The sequence below is a fragment of the Alphaproteobacteria bacterium genome, from assembly GCA_040216735.1.
Classification (GTDB): Bacteria; Pseudomonadota; Alphaproteobacteria; order SHVP01; family SHVP01; genus CALJDF01.
Map to the genome: position 1 here is coordinate 134191 of JAVJOO010000002.1, position 20144 is coordinate 154334.

Annotated in this window: 20 protein-coding genes; 15 read left to right on the forward strand and 5 right to left on the reverse strand. The window is 65.7% G+C overall.

Going from position 1 to position 20144, the window contains the following annotated elements; genetic code table 11:
- Positions 1-98: 98 nt before the first annotated feature.
- Positions 99-674, forward strand: coding sequence for a polyhydroxyalkanoate synthesis repressor PhaR (gene phaR, locus RID42_01790; GenBank protein ID MEQ8246391.1), 576 nt, complete (start codon positions 99-101; stop codon positions 672-674).
- Between the two features lie 196 nt (positions 675-870).
- On the opposite strand, the gene RID42_01795 is transcribed toward phaR, so the two are convergent.
- Positions 871-2766 (reverse strand): PhoX family phosphatase, encoded by a 1896-nt coding sequence (locus RID42_01795; protein MEQ8246392.1) that lies wholly within the window; start codon positions 2764-2766, stop codon positions 871-873.
- A 242-nt stretch (positions 2767-3008) separates the two neighbouring features.
- Between RID42_01795 and RID42_01800 the strand changes: the two genes are divergently transcribed.
- Together RID42_01800 and RID42_01805 are read left to right on the forward strand one after the other, a co-directional pair.
- Entirely contained in the window at positions 3009-3467 is a 459-nt protein-coding gene (locus tag RID42_01800) for a hypothetical protein (protein MEQ8246393.1), read from the forward strand.
- Between the two features lie 49 nt (positions 3468-3516).
- Entirely contained in the window at positions 3517-4500 is a 984-nt protein-coding gene (locus RID42_01805; GenBank protein MEQ8246394.1) for a 2-dehydropantoate 2-reductase, read from the forward strand.
- Here the strand turns inward: RID42_01805 and RID42_01810 are convergent.
- On the reverse strand, positions 4497-4727 hold the full coding sequence (locus RID42_01810; protein MEQ8246395.1) for a DUF4170 domain-containing protein: 231 nt from the start codon (positions 4725-4727) through the stop codon (positions 4497-4499). The genes RID42_01805 and RID42_01810 overlap by 4 nt on opposite strands.
- Positions 4728-4855: 128 nt before the next feature.
- Here RID42_01810 and RID42_01815 point away from each other — a divergent pair, with 128 nt between their 5' ends.
- Positions 4856-6559, forward strand: coding sequence for a thiamine pyrophosphate-requiring protein (locus RID42_01815; GenBank protein MEQ8246396.1), 1704 nt, complete (start codon positions 4856-4858; stop codon positions 6557-6559).
- A gap of 10 nt (positions 6560-6569) precedes the next feature.
- Here the strand turns inward: RID42_01815 and RID42_01820 are convergent, their stop codons facing one another.
- On the reverse strand, positions 6570-7046 hold the full coding sequence (locus RID42_01820) for a VOC family protein (protein ID MEQ8246397.1): 477 nt from the start codon (positions 7044-7046) through the stop codon (positions 6570-6572).
- A gap of 96 nt (positions 7047-7142) precedes the next feature.
- Between RID42_01820 and RID42_01825 the strand changes: the two genes are divergently transcribed.
- The 11 genes from RID42_01825 to RID42_01875 all read left to right on the forward strand — a co-directional run bounded on the left by RID42_01825 (position 7143) and on the right by RID42_01875 (position 18018).
- Positions 7143-7754 carry a pyridoxamine 5'-phosphate oxidase family protein gene (locus RID42_01825; GenBank protein ID MEQ8246398.1) on the forward strand — a complete coding sequence of 204 codons (612 nt, stop codon included), beginning with the start codon at positions 7143-7145 and terminating at the stop codon, positions 7752-7754.
- Between the two features lie 100 nt (positions 7755-7854).
- A complete protein-coding gene (locus RID42_01830) occupies positions 7855-9066 on the forward strand; it encodes an MFS transporter (GenBank protein MEQ8246399.1) in 1212 nt (403 codons plus the stop codon).
- A gap of 87 nt (positions 9067-9153) precedes the next feature.
- Entirely contained in the window at positions 9154-9528 is a 375-nt protein-coding gene (locus tag RID42_01835; GenBank protein MEQ8246400.1) for a metalloregulator ArsR/SmtB family transcription factor, read from the forward strand.
- The gene (locus RID42_01840; protein ID MEQ8246401.1) at positions 9503-9961 is read left to right on the forward strand and encodes an SRPBCC domain-containing protein; all 459 of its coding nucleotides are present in this window, start codon (positions 9503-9505) and stop codon (positions 9959-9961) included. Before RID42_01835 ends, RID42_01840 begins: the two co-directional genes overlap by 26 nt.
- Before the next feature lie 10 nt (positions 9962-9971).
- Positions 9972-10409 carry an SRPBCC domain-containing protein gene (locus RID42_01845; GenBank protein MEQ8246402.1) on the forward strand — a complete coding sequence of 146 codons (438 nt, stop codon included), beginning with the start codon at positions 9972-9974 and terminating at the stop codon, positions 10407-10409.
- Between the two features lie 10 nt (positions 10410-10419).
- Positions 10420-11070: a glutathione S-transferase family protein gene (locus RID42_01850; GenBank protein ID MEQ8246403.1), complete on the forward strand. Its 651-nt coding sequence runs from the start codon at positions 10420-10422 to the stop codon at positions 11068-11070.
- A gap of 22 nt (positions 11071-11092) precedes the next feature.
- The gene (locus RID42_01855) at positions 11093-11377 is read left to right on the forward strand and encodes an antibiotic biosynthesis monooxygenase (GenBank protein ID MEQ8246404.1); all 285 of its coding nucleotides are present in this window, start codon (positions 11093-11095) and stop codon (positions 11375-11377) included.
- 247 nt (positions 11378-11624) lie between these two features.
- Positions 11625-13028, forward strand: a complete 1404-nt coding sequence (gene sthA / locus RID42_01860) for a Si-specific NAD(P)(+) transhydrogenase (GenBank protein MEQ8246405.1) — start codon at positions 11625-11627, stop codon at positions 13026-13028.
- A 57-nt stretch (positions 13029-13085) separates the two neighbouring features.
- Entirely contained in the window at positions 13086-14495 is a 1410-nt protein-coding gene (locus tag RID42_01865) for a pentapeptide repeat-containing protein (protein MEQ8246406.1), read from the forward strand.
- 22 nt (positions 14496-14517) lie between these two features.
- Positions 14518-15732: a multidrug effflux MFS transporter gene (locus RID42_01870; GenBank protein ID MEQ8246407.1), complete on the forward strand. Its 1215-nt coding sequence runs from the start codon at positions 14518-14520 to the stop codon at positions 15730-15732.
- An 84-nt stretch (positions 15733-15816) separates the two neighbouring features.
- Positions 15817-18018 (forward strand): PAS domain S-box protein, encoded by a 2202-nt coding sequence (locus tag RID42_01875; protein ID MEQ8246408.1) that lies wholly within the window; start codon positions 15817-15819, stop codon positions 18016-18018.
- 420 nt (positions 18019-18438) lie between these two features.
- Here the strand turns inward: RID42_01875 and RID42_01880 are convergent, their stop codons facing one another.
- Entirely contained in the window at positions 18439-19494 is a 1056-nt protein-coding gene (locus tag RID42_01880) for an isocitrate/isopropylmalate family dehydrogenase (protein ID MEQ8246409.1), read from the reverse strand.
- A gap of 1 nt (position 19495) precedes the next feature.
- On the reverse strand, positions 19496-20050 hold the full coding sequence (locus RID42_01885; protein MEQ8246410.1) for a DUF2889 domain-containing protein: 555 nt from the start codon (positions 20048-20050) through the stop codon (positions 19496-19498).
- Between the last annotated feature and the right edge of the window lie 94 nt (positions 20051-20144).

Consider the following 20144-nt stretch of genomic DNA (forward strand, 5'->3'; position numbering starts at 1 on the left):
CGATGTCCGAGCGCCCGATTGCGCGGCGCAACATGAATCCTTGCGCAACGCAGCATGGGGAGACGACAATGGCGGTTCATGCACGCGAGAGGCTGCCCGTGAGCGATACCGCATCCAAACCCGAGCCGACCGTCATCAAGAAATATGCGAACCGGCGGCTCTACAACACCGCCAAGAGCGCCTATGTGACGCTCGACGATCTCGCCGACATGGTGAAGAACGAGGAGGAGTTTGTCGTCCGCGACGCCAAGACCGGCGACGACCTGACCCGGCAAGTCCTGACCCAAATCATCCTCGACCAAGAGGGCCGCGGCGGCAACCTGCTGCCGCTCAACTTCCTGCGCAAACTGATCGGCTATTACGGGCAGAACATGGGAGGGGTGCTGCCAGGCTACCTCGACGCCAGTCTCGACAGCTTTCAGGAGAATCAAGACCGGCTGCAACAGCAGTTCGCCGCCGCCTTCGGACAACCGATCAAGCAGTTCGAGGACATCACCCGCCAGAACATGGCGATGTTCGAGCGCGCCCTGGGCGCTTTCACCCCGTTCGGCGCGGGGGCGGCCAAACCCGCGTCCAGCGAACGGCCCACCTCCGAAAGCGACGGCGGCGACATCGAAGACCTCAAGAAAGAAATGGATGCGATGCGCGCCCGGCTCGACAAGCTCGCAAAATAAAACAGGGGGACGGCGCGTACCGTCCCCCTGTCGGCGCATGCCCCAGGTGAGGGTTCCGGGCGGAGCTTGCGTCGCGTAGCGCCGCGATCGTGCCCACCGCGCGTGACACGCCCGCGACTCGAGCATGACGTTTTCGCGGCATAGAAAAAAAGGGGCGCCCCAAGGGCGCCCCTTAATGCGTCAAACGTGTCGCGGGTTAGCCGATGCGGCCGCCGTCGTCGCGCGCGATCGCGACCACCGCCGAACGTGGCACCGAACTGCCGCCGCCGGGGAAGTGGCTATCGCCCCGCTCGCCCGGATGCTGGATGCCGACGAACAGGGTCGTGCGATCCGGGCTCCAGGTGATTCCGGTGATCTCGCATTCGCGCGGACCGACCATGAAACGCTTGATTTCGCCGGTCGCCGGGTCGCCTACCAGCATCTGGTTGTTGCCTTGCCCGGCGAAGTCCTTCTCGTTGCTGTAATTCCCATCGGTCTGGATCCACAGCAGGCCGTTTTCGTCGAATGCCAACCCGTCGGGCGAGTTGAACATGTTGTCCGCGGTGACGTTCGGCGACCCGGCGTTCGCGTCGCTATGGACGGTCGGATTGCCCGCCACGACATACAGGTCCCACGCGAAACCTTCGGCCGTATGGTCTCCGCCCGCCGGCACCCAGCGCACGATTTGGCCATAGTTGTTCTTGGCCCGTGGGTTGGGGCCGCCGGGCACCATCGGATCGCCGCCGGCGTTCTTGCCGTCCGCTGCGCGCCGGCTGTTGTTGGTCAAGCAGCAATAGATTTCAGTTTTGCGCGGGTTCGAGGAAATCCACTCGGGCCGGTCCATGGTGGTCGCGCCAACCTTGGATGCAGCCATGCGGGTGTTGATGCAGACTTCGGCTTGCGACGCCATCCCCGTGGTCTGCGGGTTGAGCTCGATCCACTGGCCGCCGCCGTCCTCGTTGAACTTGGCGACGTAGAGTTTACCGTTTTCCAGCAGGTCCGAGTTGTCGCCGCCTTCGACGTATTGACCCTCGGAAACGAAGCGGTAGATGAACTCGCCGCGCTCGTCGTCGCCCGAATAGGCAACTACGCGACCGTCCGCGGCAAGCACGACTTCGATGTTCTCGTGCTTGAAGCGACCGAGCGCCGTGCGCTTTTTCGGCGTGGAGGTCGGATCGAACGGATCGATCTCGACGATGTAGCCGAAGCGGTTGGGTTCGTTGGGATGTTTGGTGATGTCAAAACGTTCGTCGGCACTGGCCCAGTTGTAGCCCCAGTCTTTGGCGCCGACGCCGTAACGCTTCCACGCATCGCCAATGTCCTGCTTCTCGTCGCTGGCCGAGAAGTAGCCGTTGAAGTTCTCTTCGCAGGTCAGATAGGTACCCCACGGCGTACGTCCGTTGCCGCAATTGTTGGCCGTGCCGAGCGCGTTCGTGCCCGCCGGATCGGCTGCTGTCTTCATCCAGTCGTGACCGCGCGCCGGACCGGTGATCTCCATCGGCGTGTCGACCGTGATGCGGCGGTTGTAGGGCGAGTCGACGACGAGGCGCCAGCCGTTCCCCTCGCGCGCGATTTCCGAAACGGTGACCCCGTGCGCGGCCTTGCTCTTGCGCACGTCGTCGGCGTTGATCGGCTTTCCGCCCTCGCGGTTGCCGTGGATGATTTCGATGTTCACGTATTCGTTGTTGGCGGCCAAAACCATCCGGCCCTGGCGTTCGAACAACGCCATCCCGTCGGTGTTGTCGCCGACCGCGAGTTCTTGGCTTTCGCCGGTGCCGCGCGTCGCTTCGTCGAACGCTGCGCCGCGCGACCACAGGGGGTCGCCCCATGTCGTTACGACCTGCCAGCTATAGCCGCGCGGCACGGTGACCGTGTCGAGGCTGTTGGCAGCCACCTGCTCGAAGGCCAACCGGCTCGCGGCCTGGGCCTGGAACGGCGTCAGTGCCGTCGAACCCATCACAGCGGCGGTCGCGCCGAGCGCGGCGGCACCTCCCAGGAACGAGCGCCGCGACACCATCTTTTCGGTGATGCGGGCGAAATCGGTTTGTTCGGGGCGCGGGTTTCTTAGTTCGTCGAAGTCGTCGAAAGACGGTCGGAGCGGGATTTGGTTCATGTCTGTCCTCGGGCTTTAACCGGGCCTTGTTGGCCCCTGGGGTATTTCCGCGCTCGCTTCTAGGGAAACGCGGTGAATCGCCCATGACCGTTCTGTGACGGTTTTATGAGAGACCCCAGCAAACGCAGGGCTTTTGATGCCGCGTCGGGCGGCAGAATGTGCCCGTGCTTACGCTTTGTTAACAATTTAAAGCGAATATATATCAAAATAACTTCAAATCCGGAGGAAAGGTCTTTGGAGCGATGAGCTTACAGGGCCTCATGAGCGTTCTTCCCCCGCCGCGCCGCGGCGAGCCGTCCGGATTCATCGGCAATCCCCAGGAGACCTTCGACCGCCGCGCCGGTTGGCGGCGTGCCACCGACGCCTTCGAGAACCACCGCGCGAACCGCGCCCCGCGCCAGGACGCCCCATCGGGCGACCCGCGCCGGCGGATCGGCGACCGTCACGACCCCCAGACCCGGCCCGGGGGCCGGCGCATCGGCGACAGCGCGGCAAGCGGCGGCCTCCATCTCAAGCTCCCGACCGCGCCGGAATACGTCCGCCATTCCAGCCCCTTCGTGGCGCAAGCGATCGGACAAGAACGCGGCACGATCATGCCGCCGCCGCGCGGGACCGCCACCGGTACGGCCGCCTACGATGCGGTGAGCGCCCGAATCGACTCTTTCTTTAGCGTCATCGAACCCATCTCGGTCTACGCCTAACCCCGCCCTCGCTGCTATCCGTGGTACAAGCGCCGCGGATGGAGAGGCGATGACACGGATCTGCATTTACGGCACCGGCGCGATCGGCGGGCATTTGGCCGCCGCCCTGGCACGCGCCAAGGTCGCCGATATCAGCGTGGTCGCGCGCGGAGCGACCCTCGCCGCAATCCAAGACCGCGGCCTCATCGTCGACACCGGCGGCGACCGCTTCACCGTGCCGCTCAATGCCAGCGACGACCCGGCCCGCCTCGGCCCCCAGGACTTCGTCATCCTCACGCTCAAGGCGCCCGCGGTGCCGGAGGCCGTGCCCGGCATCGCCGCGTTGCTCGGTCCTGACACCGCCGTGGTCACCGCGATGAACGGAATTCCCTTTTGGTATTTTTACGCCCACGGCGGCGCGTGGGACGGACACCGTTTGGACAGCGTCGACCCCGGTGGGTCCCAGTGGGACCAAATCGGCCCCCAGCGCGCCATTGGCGCGGTGGTATGGACCGCCGCCGACATCGTCGCCCCGGGCCACGTCCGCCACACCTACGGCAATCGCTTCGACCTCGGCGAACCCGGCGGCTCGATCAGCGGCCGCATTGCCGGCCTCGCCACCCTATTGGAGCGCGCCGGCTTGCAAGCGCCGGTCACGGGCGACATCCGCGGCGCGATCTGGACCAAGCTATGGGGCAATCTCTCGTTCAATCCGGTCAGCGCCCTAACCCACGCAACGCTCGATGTTCTTGCGACCTCGCCGCGGACGGTGCCGACGCTGCGGGCGATGATGGTCGAGGCGCAGGCGATCGCGGCCCGCCTCGGCATAACCTTTCCGATGGATGTGGACGCGCGGATCGCCATGGCGTTGTCGGTCGGTCCCCACAAAACCTCGATGCTGCAGGACCTCGAACGCGGTCGTCCGCTGGAAATCGAGGCGTTGACCGGCGTCATCGCGGAAATGGGCCGTCTCGTCGGGATCGCCACGCCCACGATCGATACGGTCCTGGCCCTCGCACGCCAACGGGCGCGCACCGCCGCCCGGTCGGCCTAACGCAGGCGCTGGATCACGTACTTGATAAAGGCATCGTCGACGTGCTGCTGGCTGATCCCGCGCCACGCGGCGTAAGCCGTGTCGTAGGTCGGAAAGATCCCGCGGATGTCGAGCGACGGTAAATCGACGAATCGCTGCCCCATCGGATCCTCGACCCGGCCGCCATACACCAGATAGAGCGGCTGGTCGGGGTCCTCGCTGGACGAATTTTCGTCGGGGATAGACATCACTGCTATCTAGTCGTGCGACGCCGGGTTGGCAACCGGTGACCGCAGACCGGATTGACTATCGAGCGTGCATTGCGCGACGCGGCCGCGCTCCCGATACTCCGCTCGTCTCGGGAGGACCTATAAAAATGAGCGAAAAACTGGAAAACGTCGGCGAGGCGTTCGTGGCGGCTCTGGCCGATCACGGCGTCGAGTATTTCTTCGGCAACGCTGGCACCGATTTCGCCCCGGTGATCGAGGCCTTTGCCAAGGCCGCCGCCCTGGGCCGACCAGCCCCAACGCCGATCGCGATTCCCCACGAGAACACCGCCATGGGCATGGCCCACGGCTATTACCTCGCGACCGGGCGGCCCCAGGCGGTCATGGTGCACACCACCGTCGGTACCGCCAACGCAGTCTGCGGGTTGATGAACGCCTCGCGCCAAAGCGTCCCGATCCTGTTGTTCGCCGGACGGACGCCAATCGCCGAAGCGGGCGCCTTCGGCGCGCGCAACCGCATCATCCAGTGGGCCCAGGAATCCTTCGACCAAGGCGCGATGGTGCGCGAATACGTCAAGTGGGACTACGAACTGCGCCGCCCCGACCAAACCGCCGCCGCGCTCGACCGCGCGATGTCGGTGGCCATGAGCGAACCGCGCGGCCCGATTTATCTGACGCTGCCACGCGAGGTGCTTGCCGCGCCGGCGCAAGACCCGACTATGGCGCGTGCAATCACGCCGGCCAGCGCGCCTGGCCCCGATCCGGACGCGATCGCTGCCGCGGCCGATCTGCTGGCCCGCGCCAAGTCACCGCTCATCATCACCACCACTGCCGGCCGCTATCCCGGCGCCGCCGCGGCGCTAACGGCGCTCGCCGAAACCTTTGCGATCCCCGTCGTCGCGCACTGGCCCCGCTACGTCTCGATGGCATCGGACCATCCGATGCACGGTGGCTTCGCCCCCGGCCCGGCCCTTGCCGACGCCGACGCGGTCCTCGTCGTCGACAGTGACGTCCCCTGGGTCCCGGCGATCGAAGGGCCCGCGCCGGGCGCCAAAGTGATCCAACTCGGCATCGATCCGCTCTACGGCGATTACCCGATGCGCTCGTTCGCCGCCGACGTCGTGGTCAACACCGCGCCGGTGACCGGACTCGCCGCCCTGCAGGCAGCGCTGGCCGAACGCCTCGACCCCCGCGCCCCGGAAATCGCGGCGCGGCGCCAAACCTATGAAAAGGCCCACGCGGCGCGGCGCGCAAAACACACGGCGGCCCTTACCGAGATAAAAGACGCCGCTCCGATGAGCCCGGCCTGGGTGACCCACTGCATCGACCGGATCAAAGGCGACAACGCGATCCTGGTGAACGAATCGCCGTTGCAACACGAACACCTCACCCTACGCGCACCCGGCGAATTCTTCTCCGCCAGCCCCGTCGGCGGACTCGGCTGGGGCATGGGTGCCGCGCTTGGCCTCAAGCTCGGCGCGCCGGACAAACTGGTGATCGCCGCCCTGGGCGACGGCGCCTACATGTTCGGCAACCCGACGTCGGCCCATTTCGTCAGCCGCGCGCTGGGCCTGCCGGTGCTCACGGTGATCTTCAACAACCGCATGTGGGGCGCGGTCAGCCGCGCCACCAAATTCATGTACCCGGGCGGGTATGCCGCAAAAAGCAACCAAGTCCCGCTGACCCTCCTAGATCCCTCGCCCGACCTAGAAAAAGTGGTGACCGCCTCGGGCGGTTACGGCGCAATGGTCGAGGACCCGACCAAGCTCGAAGCCGAACTCGCCAAGGCCCGCGACATCGTCCTCAACGAAGGCCGCCAGGCCGTCGTTAACGTCATCACCCAGGGCGTCTAAACGCGCGCGCCTACCACGCACCGTGGTGGGATAGATTGATCATCGTCCCGTCAGGGTCGCGCAGGAACATTTCCCACACCTCCTCCTCCACGGGGAGGTCGAGCTTGGTCGGCGGACTGATGATGTGCACGCCCGCCGCCTCCAACTTGGGCAACAACTCTTTCAAATGATCGGTGCGGATCACCAAACAGGGTTCGCCCAGCCGTACCTTGGTCGCAGGACGCGGGTCGTCCAGCGGCGGGTTCGCCCCGTGCACCTCCGCCAGCCCGATATTGCCGATCTCGGTCTCACCCGCCCGCAGCACGATGATCCGCATCGACTGGCACGGCTGCCCTAGAATGTCCGAGGCGCCGGGGTTGGGAATTAGCGTGTCGATCCACACCGCCATCCCCAAGAGATCGCGGTAGAACTCGAGTGCGCGCTCGGCATCACGGGTAAAGACGGTGGTGCGCGAAACCGGGGCGGTGAGCGCTTGGGTTGCGGCCATGGCGTGTCCTTTCCGAACGAGGGTGCGGGCACCCTTGTCGCCGCCCGCTGGCGGCTTCTAGAGTGCGCCGGCAACCATCGCAGACGGAGCGCCGCCATGTCGACCATCGCAAGCCTTGACGACCTCCACGCGCTCTACGGCGAGCCCAGCGAGGCGGCGCTGGTCAAGGAATGCGACCGCATCGTCCCCGCCTATCAAGCGATGATCGCGGCCTCGCCGTTCGTCGCCCTGGCTACCCGTGGGCCCGACGGACTGGACTGTTCGCCACGCGGCGATGCCGGCAGCGTGGTGCGGGTGGTTGACGAGAAGACAGCGATGCTGCCCGACCGTCACGGTAATAACCGCATCGATTCCTTGCGCAACATCGTCCACGACCCCCATGTCGCGTTGTTGTTTCTGATCCCCGGCTCCGGCAACACCCTGCGAATCCAGGGACGCGCCGCGATCTCGGTCGACCCCGACCTGCTCGCCTCGTTTGCGATCGAGGGCAAACCGCCGCGTAGCGTCGTCGTGATCACCGCCGATGCGGTCTATTTCCAATGCGCCCGCGCCGTCCTGCGGGCCGATTTGTGGAACCCCGAAAAACACGTCGACCCCAAATCGCTGCCCAGCGCCGGGACCATGCTGGCCCAAACCTCGGACGGTCGCATCGGCGGCGCGGACTACGACAAGGCCTGGCCGGCCCGCGCCAAGATTTCGATGTGGTAGAGCGGCGCGCGGCCCCGCCCTTTCGAGCAAACGATGGCGTGACGGCGGCGAACCAACCGCGCTAATCTGACCGCCCCGTCCCTTTCGGCGTAACCCCTCCATGTTTGCCCGCCTCCGCGTCGCCCTGCGCCGGCCAGAAATTCTCCTGCTCATCATGGGCGCGGGCGTGCCGATTTCGTTTGCGACATGGCAGGGGTTACTCAACAACTTCGCGGTCGAACGCGCCCAGTTCGGCGGGGTCGAGATCGGCATTCTCCAGTCCCTGCGCGAGGTGCCGGGGTTTCTGTCCTTCGCCGTCGTGTTCCTACTGCTGTTCGTGCGCGAGCAAAAACTCGCCTACCTGTCGTTGCTGTTCCTCGGCGTCGGCACTGCGGTCACCGGGTTCTTTCCGACGATTATCGGGCTCTACATCACCACCGTCGTGATGTCGCTGGGCTTTCACTATTACGAAACCACGGCACAATCGCTCTCCCTGCAATGGTTCGACAAAAAGGATGCCGCCGTCTGGTTCGGCCGCATCATTTCGGTGGGCTCGTTCGCGGGCATCGTCTCCTACGGCCTGATCTACATCGGCCTCGACATTGTCGGGCTCGACTTCAAATGGGTCTATCTCGTGGGCGGCGGGATTACGGTGGCACTCGCGGCCGTTGCCTGGACGTTGTTCCCGGTGTTCCCGGCCAAGGTCGAGCAGCGCAAGACGCTGGTCCTGCGCAAACGCTACTGGCTTTACTACGCGCTGGTTTTCATGTCGGGCGCGCGGCGTCAGATCTTCGTGGTGTTCGCGGCCTTCATGCTGGTCGACCGCTTCGGTTTCGATGCCGGGACCATCGCGCTCATCTTCCTTGCCAACAGCGCGATCAGCATGGTGCTTGCGCCGCGCATCGGTCGGCTCATCGTCATTTGGGGCGAACGCCGCGCGTTGACGGTTGAGTACATCGGTCTGATCGCGGTGTTCGTGGCCTACGCCTTCGTGCAAAACCCGGCGATCGCGATCGCACTCTATATCGTCGACCACGTGTTCTTCGCCATGGCGATCGCGATGAAGACTTATTTTCAAAAGATCGCCGACCCCGCGGACATCGCACCCACGGCGGGCGTCAGTTTCACCATCAACCACATCGCCGCCGTGGTCCTGCCGGCCGCCTTCGGTGTGCTATGGCTGGTGTCGCCCGCCGCTGTGTTTTTGGCGGGTGCGGCGATGGCCCTGGCCTCGCTCGGTCTCTCACGCCTGGTCCCGCCCAACCCCGATGTCGGCAACGAGGTCGTCCACTTCAGCCCACGGACCCCCGTCCCCGCCCAAGCCGCGGAGTAGCGGCCCCCACGTTTGACTCATGCCATCCCTTGACGGGCCTCTGTCTACGCACTATTTAACATATTAGTTAATTAATGAGTTTGCTAAATGCAGCACGCCGCCGACCCGCTCAGCGCCACCTTTGCCGCCCTCGCCGATCCGACGCGGCGCGCGATCCTGGCGCGCTTAGCGGAAAGCCCGGCGACGGTGGGCGAATTGGCCGCGCCCTTCGCGATCTCCGCGCCGGCGATTTCGCGTCACCTCAAGGTTCTCGAACACGCAAAGCTGATCCAGCGGGTGAAGGAGGCGCAGTGGCGCCGGTGTACGCTCGACCCCGAACGGCTGCACCAAGCGGCCGAATGGATGGATCAATACCGCCGCTTCTGGGAGGCGCAATTCGATTCCCTGGCCGACTTCATCGACACGCTGAAAAGATCCGCGGAGGAGGACGATCCCGATGACGAACGCAACCGCCCGCGTTGAACCGACGCCCTGCAGCACCACCGTGCGCCGCGTTTTCGCCGCACCCCGCAGTTTCGTGTTCGACGCCTTCACCCAACCCGAGATCCTGCGTAAATGGTGGGGACCGGAAGGGTTCACGCTGACCGGCGTCGCGATCGACCTGCGGGTCGGCGGGGCCTATCGGTTCGACAAGACCGACCCCGACGGCGTCGTCCATTCAGTCGCCGGGCGCATTACCACCTACACGCCGCCAGCCGCGCTCGGCTACACCTGGGCGTGGCTCGACGCGGCAGACAAACCCGGTATCGAAACCTACGTTGCGATCGACTTCACAGATCGCGGGGCCTCCACCGAGGTTATCCTGACCCACACCGGATTCCCCGACGCCGCGATGGCCGAACGGCACAACCGAGGCTGGACCAGCACTTTCGACTGCTTCAACCAAACCCGTTAGGAGCGCCGCGATGGCAGGCAATCACGTTCTCGGTCTCGACCTCTCCCGCGTGGTCAAAGCAAAACCCGGCGCGGTCTTCGCCGCCTTCACCCAATCCGAGCAGGTGAAAAAATGGTGGGGCCCCGAGGGCATGAGCTGCCCCAAGGCCGACATCGATCTGCGCCCCGGCGGGCGCTACGAAACCCAGATGCAAGCGCCCGACGGCACCACCCACGACGTGCGCGGCACCTTCACCGAAATCGAACCGGGCAAGAAAGTCGCCTACACCTGGGCCTGGTACACCGACGATAAGCCCGGCAACGAAACGACCGTCGCGGTCGAATTCGCCGAAAAGGATGGCGGCACCGAAGTCCGCCTCCATCACGAGGGCTTCGCCGACCAGGATGACTGCGACCGTCACAGTTGGGGTTGGTCGAGTTCGCTTAATTGCCTCGAGAAACTTTTCTAAGGAGAGACCGATGGCCGAGATTCAAATCTTCGGCGCCGGCGGCGCGTCCTATCCGTGGAGCGCGCGCTTGGTATGCGAAGAAAAGGGCGTACCGCACGAGTTCGTGCAGAGCGACTTCCGCTCCGAGGCCTACCGCACCGAGCGCCACCCCTACAACAAAATGCCGGCGATGGCGCACGGCGATGTCGCGCTGTTCGAAACAACAGCGATTCTGCGCTACATCGACGCGGCCTTCGACGGCCCCGCCTTGGAACCGGCGGACGCTTTCGGGCGCGCCCGCATGGAGCAAATCGTCAGCGCCTACAAAGCCTACATGTACGAGGATTTCGTCCCGGCCTATTTGCTGAAATACCTGTTCGCCAAGGACGGCGTGGTCGACCGCGCGGCTGTCGATGCGGCGCTACCGGCCGTCGAGAAACATCTCGGCGTGTTGGACGATCTGCACACCGGCAGCCCCTGGTTTGTCGGCGATTCCCCGACCTTGGCGGACCTCGTCGCCGGACCGGTGCTCGTCTACCTCGATCTCAAAACGCCGGAAGGCCATGATATGATCCGCGCCCGCCGCAAACTCGCCGGCCTTGTCGATGCCTTGTTTGCCCGAGCTAGTCTGCAGGCCACATTGCCACCGCCGCTCAAAGCCCACGCATTGGCGGCCCAGTAGCCCCGATGGTTAAGGTCGCCCTATTCGTAAAGAGCAGCCCGGGCAGCGCGATGCCGTGCGCGCACTATGGGAGTCACATCTCGGCGATCGCGCAGCGGCAAACCCGTCGCTGGAAACCTACGTCTACTGCTACGACAACGACGATCCGGATGTGATCCATTTGTTCGAGATCTACCGCGACGCCGCGGCCCAGGCGGCCGACGGCGGCAGTGCCGCCTTTGCCGCCTTCATGGCCGAAGCCGGCCCACTCTTGGAGGGGGCGCCCGAGATTCACCGGACAACCCCGATGTGGATCAAGAGCGCCTAACGCGCGAACGACATCGCCGGTAGTATTGCGCGTTACGGACCGCGACCGTCGGCGCAAATGGGCAACACCGGTCGAGCCGAGGATTTTCACAGCCAACGACCGATTGCACCTTTTGCCCGCAACGCCCGCAATCGGTGTCTCCACGCCCCCGGGTACGGGGTTACCGTTATTGCCTCGCCTTCAAAATACTTGCAAAGTCAGGTAGTTATTCGATCTGTCCGACATAATTTGGTAACGAGGATCGCGCATGTCCGGTCGTGACTACGATCTCATTGTAATTGGCTCAGGGCCCGCGGGGCACCGCGCAGCGATCCAAGCCGCCAAAATTGGCAAGCGAACCGCCATTGTCGAACACAAAGCCGTCGTCGGCGGGACCTGCATCAATACCGGCACGATCCCCTCGAAAACCCTGCGCGAAGCGGTCATGCACCTGTCGGGCTACAACCAGCGCGGGGTCTACGGACAGGCCTACCGGGTAAAACAAAAGATCTCGATGGACGATCTCCTCCATCGTACCGACCACGTCATTCGCAACGAGGTCGACGTCACGCAACACCAATTGATGCGCAACAACGTCGAAGTGCTTCTCGCCGCGGGTTCCTTCGTCGACCCCCATACCGTGCGCCTCAAGGATGTCGCGAACGGCGGCCACCGCGACGTTACGGCGGACAAGATCGTCATTTCGGTCGGCACCATCTGTACCCGCGACGAGCACATCCCCTTCGACGGCGAGCGCATCTTCATCAGCGACGACTTGCTCAGCTTGAAAACCCTGCCCAAGCGCCTCGCCGTGATCGGCGCTGGCGTGATCGGGTGCGAATACGCGACGATCTTCGCGGCCCTCGGCGTGCGGGTCACCGTGATCGACAAACGTAAACGTCTGCTCGACTTCCTCGACTGGGAGGTCACCGACGCACTGGCCCACCACATGCGCGAAAACCGCGTCACGCTGCGGCTCGGCGAAGAGGTCGCCGGGGTCGAGCTCTACGAAGACGACCAAGGCGAGCACGTCCGCATCAAACTGGCGAGCGGCAAACAAGTCGTGTCGGAAAAGGCGCTCTATGCGATCGGTCGCACCGGTGCGACCGATGCCCTGAACTTGCCCGCGGCAGGTCTCGATGCCGACGAGCGCGGCCGTATCTCGGTCAACGCCGACTTCCAAACCGCGCAGCCGCACATCTACGCGGTGGGCGACGTTATCGGCTTTCCCAGCTTGGCCTCGACCAGCATGGAACAAGGGCGCTTGGCGTCGTGCCATGCCTTCGACGTGCCGGCCCACAGCGTCCCCGAACTGTTCCCCTTCGGCATTTACACGATCCCCGAGATTTCGGTGGTCGGGAAGAACGAAGAACAGCTCACCGAGGAAGGCGTCCCCTACGAGGTCGGCAAAGCCTCGTATAATGAAATCGCCCGCGGCCAGATCATTGGCGACCGCACCGGGCTGCTCAAACTGATTTTCCATGCCGATACCCGCAAATTGCTCGGCGTCTCGATCATCGGCGAGGGTGCCAGCGAATTGATTCACATCGGCCAGGCGGTGATCTCGCTCGGCGGCGATATCGACTACTTCGTGGACACGGTGTTCAACTACCCAACGCTGGCGGAATGCTACAAAACCGCCGCGTTTGACGGCATCAACCGGCTCTCCTGATTCGGAGTAGCATAGGGAACACGGCAGGCCCGCAACGGCCGCCGCTATAGGAGAGGGATGGCTGCACTCCCGCAACAGTTCGATTGGAAACGGCAACGGATTCTTCTGCTCGACCAGGACGATCAATTCCGCTTCTGGGCGCGTGGGGTCTTCAATCGCCTCGGCACCGCCGAGGTGATCAGCACCGCGAGCGGCTTCGACGCGCTGCACGCGCTCGAGCGCACCGACGCGACGCTCGGCATGGTCGACCTCGAGTTCAAGGGAATGACCGCCGCTGAATTCATTCGCGACGTCCGGGCAAAACGCGCCCAGCGTCTGTCGGCCCTGCCGATCATTCTGATGGCGAAGACCCAGGACAAGAAATCGATCTATGAAGCGAGCTTACAGGGGATCGAAGGGATCATCGTCAAACCGATCGCCGAAAAGGCGATGCTGACGCGGGTCGTCACGACGATCCTGAAGCCCGAGCGAATCGTGCTCAACAGCGGCTTTGCCGGCCCCGACCGCCGCGAACTGCCCCGCATCGAACCCGAAGCGCCGAAACTTGCACCGGCCCCGCGGGCTAGGCCGGAGGCGAAAGCCGCGCCACGCCCCGCCGGGAAGGAACGGCGTGGGCCGACCGGCGTGGTCCTCAAGCCCCAGGGCAAAGCCGCCCCGGCCAAAGCGGCGGCCCCGAAGGATGAACCGATCGAGACCCGCGATCCGCCTGCCCCTGTAAAAAAGCCCGCACCGGCGAAGCTGGACGACGCCGATATCGTCGCGGCGAAACCGAAGGCCGAGATCCGCGATTTCAAAGATGAAGTCGCCGTGACGCCCAAGAAAGAAGTGCGCGATTTCGCCGAAGAGGTTGTCCAAGCCCCGCCCAAGAAGGAACGCCCCGACTGGAAGGCGGCGCTGACCCCAAAGAAAAAGCCCAAAAAGAAACGCGACAGCGCGCCCTCGGTCGATATCGTCGGCATCCTGGGCGCCCACCAAACTTGGCTCGACACTAACGGCCAAGAAGGTGAGAAGGCGCGTTTCGAGGGCATGGATCTGTCGGGCGCCGATCTGGCCGGTGCCAACTTGGCCAACGCCAGTATGCGCGGAGTCAATCTCTCGGACAGTGACTGCTCGGGCGCGCAAATGATGTCGGCCGAATTGCGCCGCGCCAACCTGTCGGGCGCGCGCCTTGCCGGAGCCGACCTCTCCTATGCAGCCATGCGGCATGTCGACCTGTCGTTGGCCGATCTCTCAGGCGCGATCCTGGTCGGCGCCGACCTCGCGGGCGCGCGGCTGGCCAAGACCAACGTCAAACAGGCCGACCTCACCCGCGCCAGCCTATTGGGTGCCGACCTCGACAATGCCGACCTCAAGGAAGCCGGCGGCCTGACCCAGTCGCAGGTCGGCAAGGCCTACGGCACGAAATCGACCGTTCTTCCGCCCGGCCTGAAGGCCGGATCGCCGGAAGAGTGGTCGGAAAACCTCTGACCCCAACATTGGGATCGACGGATTGACCGGCGCGTCCGACGACGACGGGCTGCCGGCGGGCGAGCGTCCGCCGATTGTCCTCCTGATGGGCTTCGTCCTCGCCGGGGTGCTGGCGATCAACGTCTATGTTCCGGCGTTGCCGGAAATCCGACAGGTGCTGGACGCCTCGCCGACCGAAATCCAACTCACCCTGACCGTATTCTTAGTCGCCTTCGGCGTGGCGCAGCTCGTGCTCGGGCCGATGTCGGACCGCTATGGCCGCCGCCCGGTGCTGCTATGGGGCAGCGCGCTGTTCGTGGTCGCCAACGTCGTTTGTGCGCTGGCCGTGTCGATCGAAGCGTTGCTCGTGGGCCGCGTCCTGCAAGCCTTCGGCGCCTGCGCCGGCAGCGTCGTCACCCGCGCGTTGGTGCGCGACGCTTGGGGCCGCGACCGGTCGGCCAGCATCATGGGGTTGCTCACGCTGTCGATCAGCCTGGGCGCGGCGATGGCGCCGCTGATCGGCGGCCAGCTTGCCGCGCATTTCGGTTGGACCGCAGGGTTCTGGCTTCTCGCAGCGCTCGGCGCGATTCCGGTGGCGCTCGGTATCTTCCGGCTGTCCGAGACCAACCGTTACGTCGGCCGCCCGATGAGCGTGCTGCGCATCGCCGGCGATCTGCGCCGGTTGTGCGCCTACCCGCCCTATCTCGGCTACTGCCTGAGTGTGGGCGCGATGAACGGGATGTTCTTCGTCTTCCTCGGCTCCGCGCCGTTCGTGTTGATCGAACACCTCGGGATGCGGCCCGATACCTTCGGCGTCTCCATGCTGGTGATGGTCGCGGGGTCGTTGATCGGGGCCGCGGTGGCGGCGCGCTACGGCGCGCGGCCCTGGGGCCCGCGGTTGTTGAGCGTGGGCACGCTCTGTTCCCTGACCGGCGGCAGCGTCATCCTCGCGCTGGGCCTCGCCGGTCTGACCTCGATCGCGGGCGTGATCGTCCCGCTGTTCTTGGTTGGGCTCGGCAACGGCGGGATGATGCCGATCGCCGCCGCCCGCGCCGTCGGCCTCGCGCCCAAACTGGCCGGCACCGCCTCGGCCGGGTTCGGCGCCATCCAACTAACCGGCGGGGCGATCGGTACCGTCGTCGCCGGGTTGTTGCCGCACGCGAGCCAAGGGCCGATGGGGGCGGGCATGGTCGCCTTCGCGCTGTTCGGCCTCGCCAGCACGGCGCTGACCCGCCATCGCGCGGCCCCCACATTTTGACGGTACCACCCCCGGGTTGTGGATAACCCCGAAAGTACGGACAATGGCGGCCATGCGACGCTTGCTCCCGACCGTGCCGCAGCCATGAACGACAACGCGGCCTTTCTTAAACACTTGCTCGACAAGACCGGCGAGGGCTTGGCGGCGATCCAGGACGGCCGCGTCCACTTCGCCAATGCGGCGCTAAACCGTCTGCTCCGGGTACCGGTCGACGATTCCGTCGTCGGCCAACCGTTGCAGACCTTCGTCCATCCGCGCGACCGCGCCGCGTTGGCGGTATGGCTGGCGGCACCGGTGCGCGGACCCAACACCCGCCACGTATTGACCCTGCTGCGGGCCGACCACACTGCGCTTGACGCCGAGATCGAAATCTCAAGCTACGATCCGGCCGAACCCGGCACCGCCTTGATCGTGCTGCGCGACATTTCCGACCGGCGCGCCGCCGAACGCGCGCTGCACGACAGCGAAAACAGCAAGACCGCGATGCTCCAGGCGATCCCCGATCTGGTCATCAGCCTATCGGGCGACGGCACGATCCTGGGCTATTCGGCGGGCCGCTACTACCAACCGCACTTCCGCGAGGACGACATCGTCGGACGCCGGATGCAGGACCTATTCCCCGCGCGCGTCGCCGAACCGGCGCTCACCAACGTGCGCCGCGCACTCGCCACCGGCGAGCCGCAGTTCTTCGAATACTGGCTGCGCAACGAAGACGACGGCCGGGTGCAACATTTTGAGGTCCGCATCCTCAAGAGCCAGGAATTCGAAGCGATCGCCATCGCCCGCGACATTTCCGACCGCAAATTCGCCGAAGAGGCGCTGGCCGACAGCGAGGCACGCTACCGCTCGCTGGTCGAACTCTCGCCCGACGCGATTCTTGTGGTCAGCGACACCATCGAATTCGCCAATTCCGGCGCGATGCGGCTGTTCGGCGCGACCCGGCGCAGCGAGTTGGTCGGCAAACCGATCGGCCGCTTCCTCGACCCGGTGTACCAAGACCTCGCCCGCCAACGGCTCAGCCAATTGCGCGACAGGGGCGGCAGCGTGCCCTTCGTCGAGGAACGCTGGCGGCGCACCGACGAGACCGGTTTCGTGGCCGAGGTCGCGGGCAGGGCGCTGTCTTACCGCGGTAAGCGCGCGATCCTCATCGTGCTGCGCGACGTCACTGAACGCAAACGCACCCTCGAAGCGCTGCGCGAGAGCGAAGCCAAGTTCCGCAACCTGGTCGAAGGCTCGCGCCAGGGCGTGTGCATCCACCGCGACTTCAAACCGCTATTCGCCAACCAGGCCTTCGCCGACATGTTCGGCTTCGACTTCCCCGACGATGTGCTGGCGCTGGAAACCCTGCTGACGATCTTCCTGCCCGCCGAGCGCAAGGAGATCGCCGACAACCTTGCCGCGCGCGAACGCGGCGAGGCGATGGTCAACATCTACAAACGCCGGGCGCTGCGCCGCGACGGTGCGCGCATCTGGGTCGAAAACCAGCTCAGCGAGGTCGAGTGGGAGGGCGCGCCCGCGGTCCAGCTCACCGTCCTCGACATCACCGACCGGGTCGGCGCCGAAACGATGAAAAACGACTTCATCTCCACCGTCAGCCACGAACTGCGCACCCCGCTCACCTCGATCAGCGGCGCGCTCTCGCTGATGGCGGGCGGCATGATCGGCGAGTTGCCCGACGCCGCCAAGGGCCTGGTCGATATCGCCAACCGCAACGCCGACCGGTTGGTCCGCCTAGTCAACGACATCCTCGATATCGAGCGCATCGAATCGGGCCGCATCGAGATCGACTTCCGCCCGCTCAACGTGGCCGAGGTGATCGAGGCGGCGGTGGCCGAGAACCGCCCCTATGCCGACAAGTTCGGCATCGCCATCCGGGTCGCCGGCGACATCCCGACCGCGCGCATCAACGGCGGTGCCGACCAGCTCCACCAGGTCCTCACCAACCTGCTGTCGAACGCGATCAAGCACTCGCCGCTGCACGGCATGATCGACATTGGCGCGGCCCGCCAGGGCCAAGGCGGGAGCAGCAGCAGCGTGGTCTTCTCGATCACCGACCACGGCCCCGGCATCCCGCCCGAGTTCCGCGGCAAGGTCTTCGACAAGTTCACCCAGGCCGACGCGTCCGGCGCCAGCCAAGGCTCAGGCCTGGGCCTGTCGATCTGCAAACTGCTGATCGAGAAACACCAGGGTCAAATCGGCTTCACCTCGCGCCCCGGCAACACCACCTTCCACTTCACCCTCCCCGAACTAGACCCCCCCCAAGCCCCCAGGCTGGTCGTCGGCTAAAGCCGCCCCTGTCATCCTGAGCGGGGCCGCGCCGGCCCAAGCCGAAGGGCCGTCATCCTGAGCGGGGCCGCGCAGCGGCCCCAGTCGAAGGGCCCCAAGAGACGCTCAATCGGCGCATGAACGATGGCCGCGCACCCCCTCCCCCCATCACATCTCCCGTCCCCGTCATCACAATCCCCGTCCCGCGCTTGATCCCGCGCCGCGCCGTCCCCATCCCTTCCCCGGATGAGCAACCGGCAGCGGCGGCGCGATGGCAATACCGGCCCCCCAATGGCCAAACCTGAGGATTCCTGCGGCAGTTGGCTTTGTTTCGGCGTTTTTACCGCGGGCGCGACCCTTTCCCCTTGCGCAGGGGGAGGAGGCGTTAAGCTGAGGAATTCTGCGGGTGTTGGCTTTGTTTCGGCGTTTTTGGCGACGGCCCTACAGCGCGGCGATGACGGCCGTCGCCGCCGCCCGGGTGCCCCCTGCGGCGGTGCCGTCGGGGTGCAGGGTGACGGTGCCGGTGGCCAGCGTGCGCGCGACCGCGGCGCGAATACGCGCCGCGGCGGCGGGCTCGCCCAGCCAGTCGAGCAGCAGCGCGCCCGACAGAATGGTGGCGATCGGGTTGGCCCGGTCGCTGCCGGCCAGGCCGTTGGCCGAGCCGTGGACCGGTTCGAAGTAGGCCGACGCGTCGCCGATGTTGCCCGAGGGGCCCATGCCCAGGCCGCCCACCGTCGCCGCGCCGAGGTCCGAGAGGATGTCGCCGACGAAGTTCTCGGTCACCAGCACATCGAAGGTGCCCGGGCGCTCGATCAGCGCGGCGGCGGCGGCATCGGCGTAGAGATGGTCGGCCACGATGCCCGGATGGTCGGCGGCGACCGTATCGAAGATCTCGCGGAACAGGGCGAAGCCGCGCAGCACGTTGGCCTTGTCGACGCAAGTGACGCGGCGCACCCCGTCGGGCGACCCCTGACGCGCGGCGGCGACCGCGAAGGCCTTGCGCACCACGCGCGTAATGCCGGTGCGGCTCATCGTCATGTAGTCGGTGACGCCGTCTTCGGTCACGGTGCCCTTGCCGCGGCTGGCGTAGAGGCCCTCGGTGTTCTCGCGCACGATGACGTAGTCGATGCCGCCCGCCGCGACGCCGCGCAGCGCCGAGGTCACGCCGGGATAAAGCCGCACCGGGCGCACGTTGGCATAGGCGTCGAGGCCGGGGCGCAGGATGCCGCCCAGAGTGCCGGCCTCGGTGCCGTCGGGGGCGCGCACCGCCGGGTCGCCGACCGGCCCCTTGAGGACGCCGTCGGCGGCGCGGCAGGCGGCCAGCGTCGCGTCGTCCATCGCTCGGCCCGTTTCCCGGTAATGGCCGGCGCCAGCAACGTGGGGGTCGATGTCCAGGGCAAAGCCGTCCTGCGCTGCCGTGAGGACGGCCAGCGCGGCGGCGGTGACCTCGGGGCCGATGCCGTCGCCCGCGATGACGACGACGCGGTAGCGGCGCACCTTAACCTTTGTCGCGGTCTTCGGCGCGCGACGCGATCACGCCGCCTTCGCGCCAGCCGAAGCAACTGTTCACGAGCGACGGCGCGAAACTGCGGTCGCGCGGTTTGCCGGCGCGCTGGTCGCGGTTGGCGCGGCCGAACATGCCCTGCATCACCGTGGTGCCGATCTCGGTGAACATTTCGCTCAGGTGGGTGCAGCCCTCGGCGCGGGCGATGCGCTTGAACGCCGCGCGCACCCAGCCCGGTCCGATGCGCAGGCCGATCAGCGCCTTGTAGTTGGGCAGCGCGCCGGTGCAGCTGTCGTGCGCCGGCACGTCCATCACCCCTGCGGTATCGACGATGGTCAGGCTTTCGTCGAAGGTGAAGCGCAGCCGCATGTCGTGGATCGGGTAGCCTGCGTTCTTGCGCTGGTCGGACGCGAGCACGAGGTCGAACGGCTTGGTGTCGACGAGGTGCGCCTCGACATCGAACAGACCGTCGGCGCGCTCGAAGCAGGCGAGGTCGATCGAGCGGTTGTGTAACAGGGTGCGGCTGGGCGGCGGGGGCAAACCGGGCATGGCGTCCTTCGGCCGCGGCAGCCGCGGCGACAAGATATTTGTGGGCAGGACCAAGACCCTATATTCGTGGACCCGGAACTGACAAGGACAAGCG

Coding starts and splice junctions, on each gene's coding strand:
- RID42_01795 (MEQ8246392.1), bottom strand. CDS start 2,766: ATGAACCAAATCCCGCTCCGACCGTCTTTCGACGACTTCGACGAACTA.
- RID42_01800 (MEQ8246393.1), top strand. CDS start 3,009: ATGAGCTTACAGGGCCTCATGAGCGTTCTTCCCCCGCCGCGCCGCGGC.
- RID42_01805 (MEQ8246394.1), top strand. CDS start 3,517: ATGACACGGATCTGCATTTACGGCACCGGCGCGATCGGCGGGCATTTG.
- RID42_01810 (MEQ8246395.1), bottom strand. CDS start 4,727: ATGTCTATCCCCGACGAAAATTCGTCCAGCGAGGACCCCGACCAGCCG.
- RID42_01815 (MEQ8246396.1), top strand. CDS start 4,856: ATGAGCGAAAAACTGGAAAACGTCGGCGAGGCGTTCGTGGCGGCTCTG.
- RID42_01820 (MEQ8246397.1), bottom strand. CDS start 7,046: ATGGCCGCAACCCAAGCGCTCACCGCCCCGGTTTCGCGCACCACCGTC.
- RID42_01825 (MEQ8246398.1), top strand. CDS start 7,143: ATGTCGACCATCGCAAGCCTTGACGACCTCCACGCGCTCTACGGCGAG.
- RID42_01830 (MEQ8246399.1), top strand. CDS start 7,855: ATGTTTGCCCGCCTCCGCGTCGCCCTGCGCCGGCCAGAAATTCTCCTG.
- RID42_01835 (MEQ8246400.1), top strand. CDS start 9,154: ATGCAGCACGCCGCCGACCCGCTCAGCGCCACCTTTGCCGCCCTCGCC.
- RID42_01840 (MEQ8246401.1), top strand. CDS start 9,503: ATGACGAACGCAACCGCCCGCGTTGAACCGACGCCCTGCAGCACCACC.
- RID42_01845 (MEQ8246402.1), top strand. CDS start 9,972: ATGGCAGGCAATCACGTTCTCGGTCTCGACCTCTCCCGCGTGGTCAAA.
- RID42_01850 (MEQ8246403.1), top strand. CDS start 10,420: ATGGCCGAGATTCAAATCTTCGGCGCCGGCGGCGCGTCCTATCCGTGG.
- sthA (MEQ8246405.1), top strand. CDS start 11,625: ATGTCCGGTCGTGACTACGATCTCATTGTAATTGGCTCAGGGCCCGCG.
- RID42_01865 (MEQ8246406.1), top strand. CDS start 13,086: ATGGCTGCACTCCCGCAACAGTTCGATTGGAAACGGCAACGGATTCTT.
- RID42_01875 (MEQ8246408.1), top strand. CDS start 15,817: ATGAACGACAACGCGGCCTTTCTTAAACACTTGCTCGACAAGACCGGC.
- RID42_01885 (MEQ8246410.1), bottom strand. CDS start 20,050: ATGCCCGGTTTGCCCCCGCCGCCCAGCCGCACCCTGTTACACAACCGC.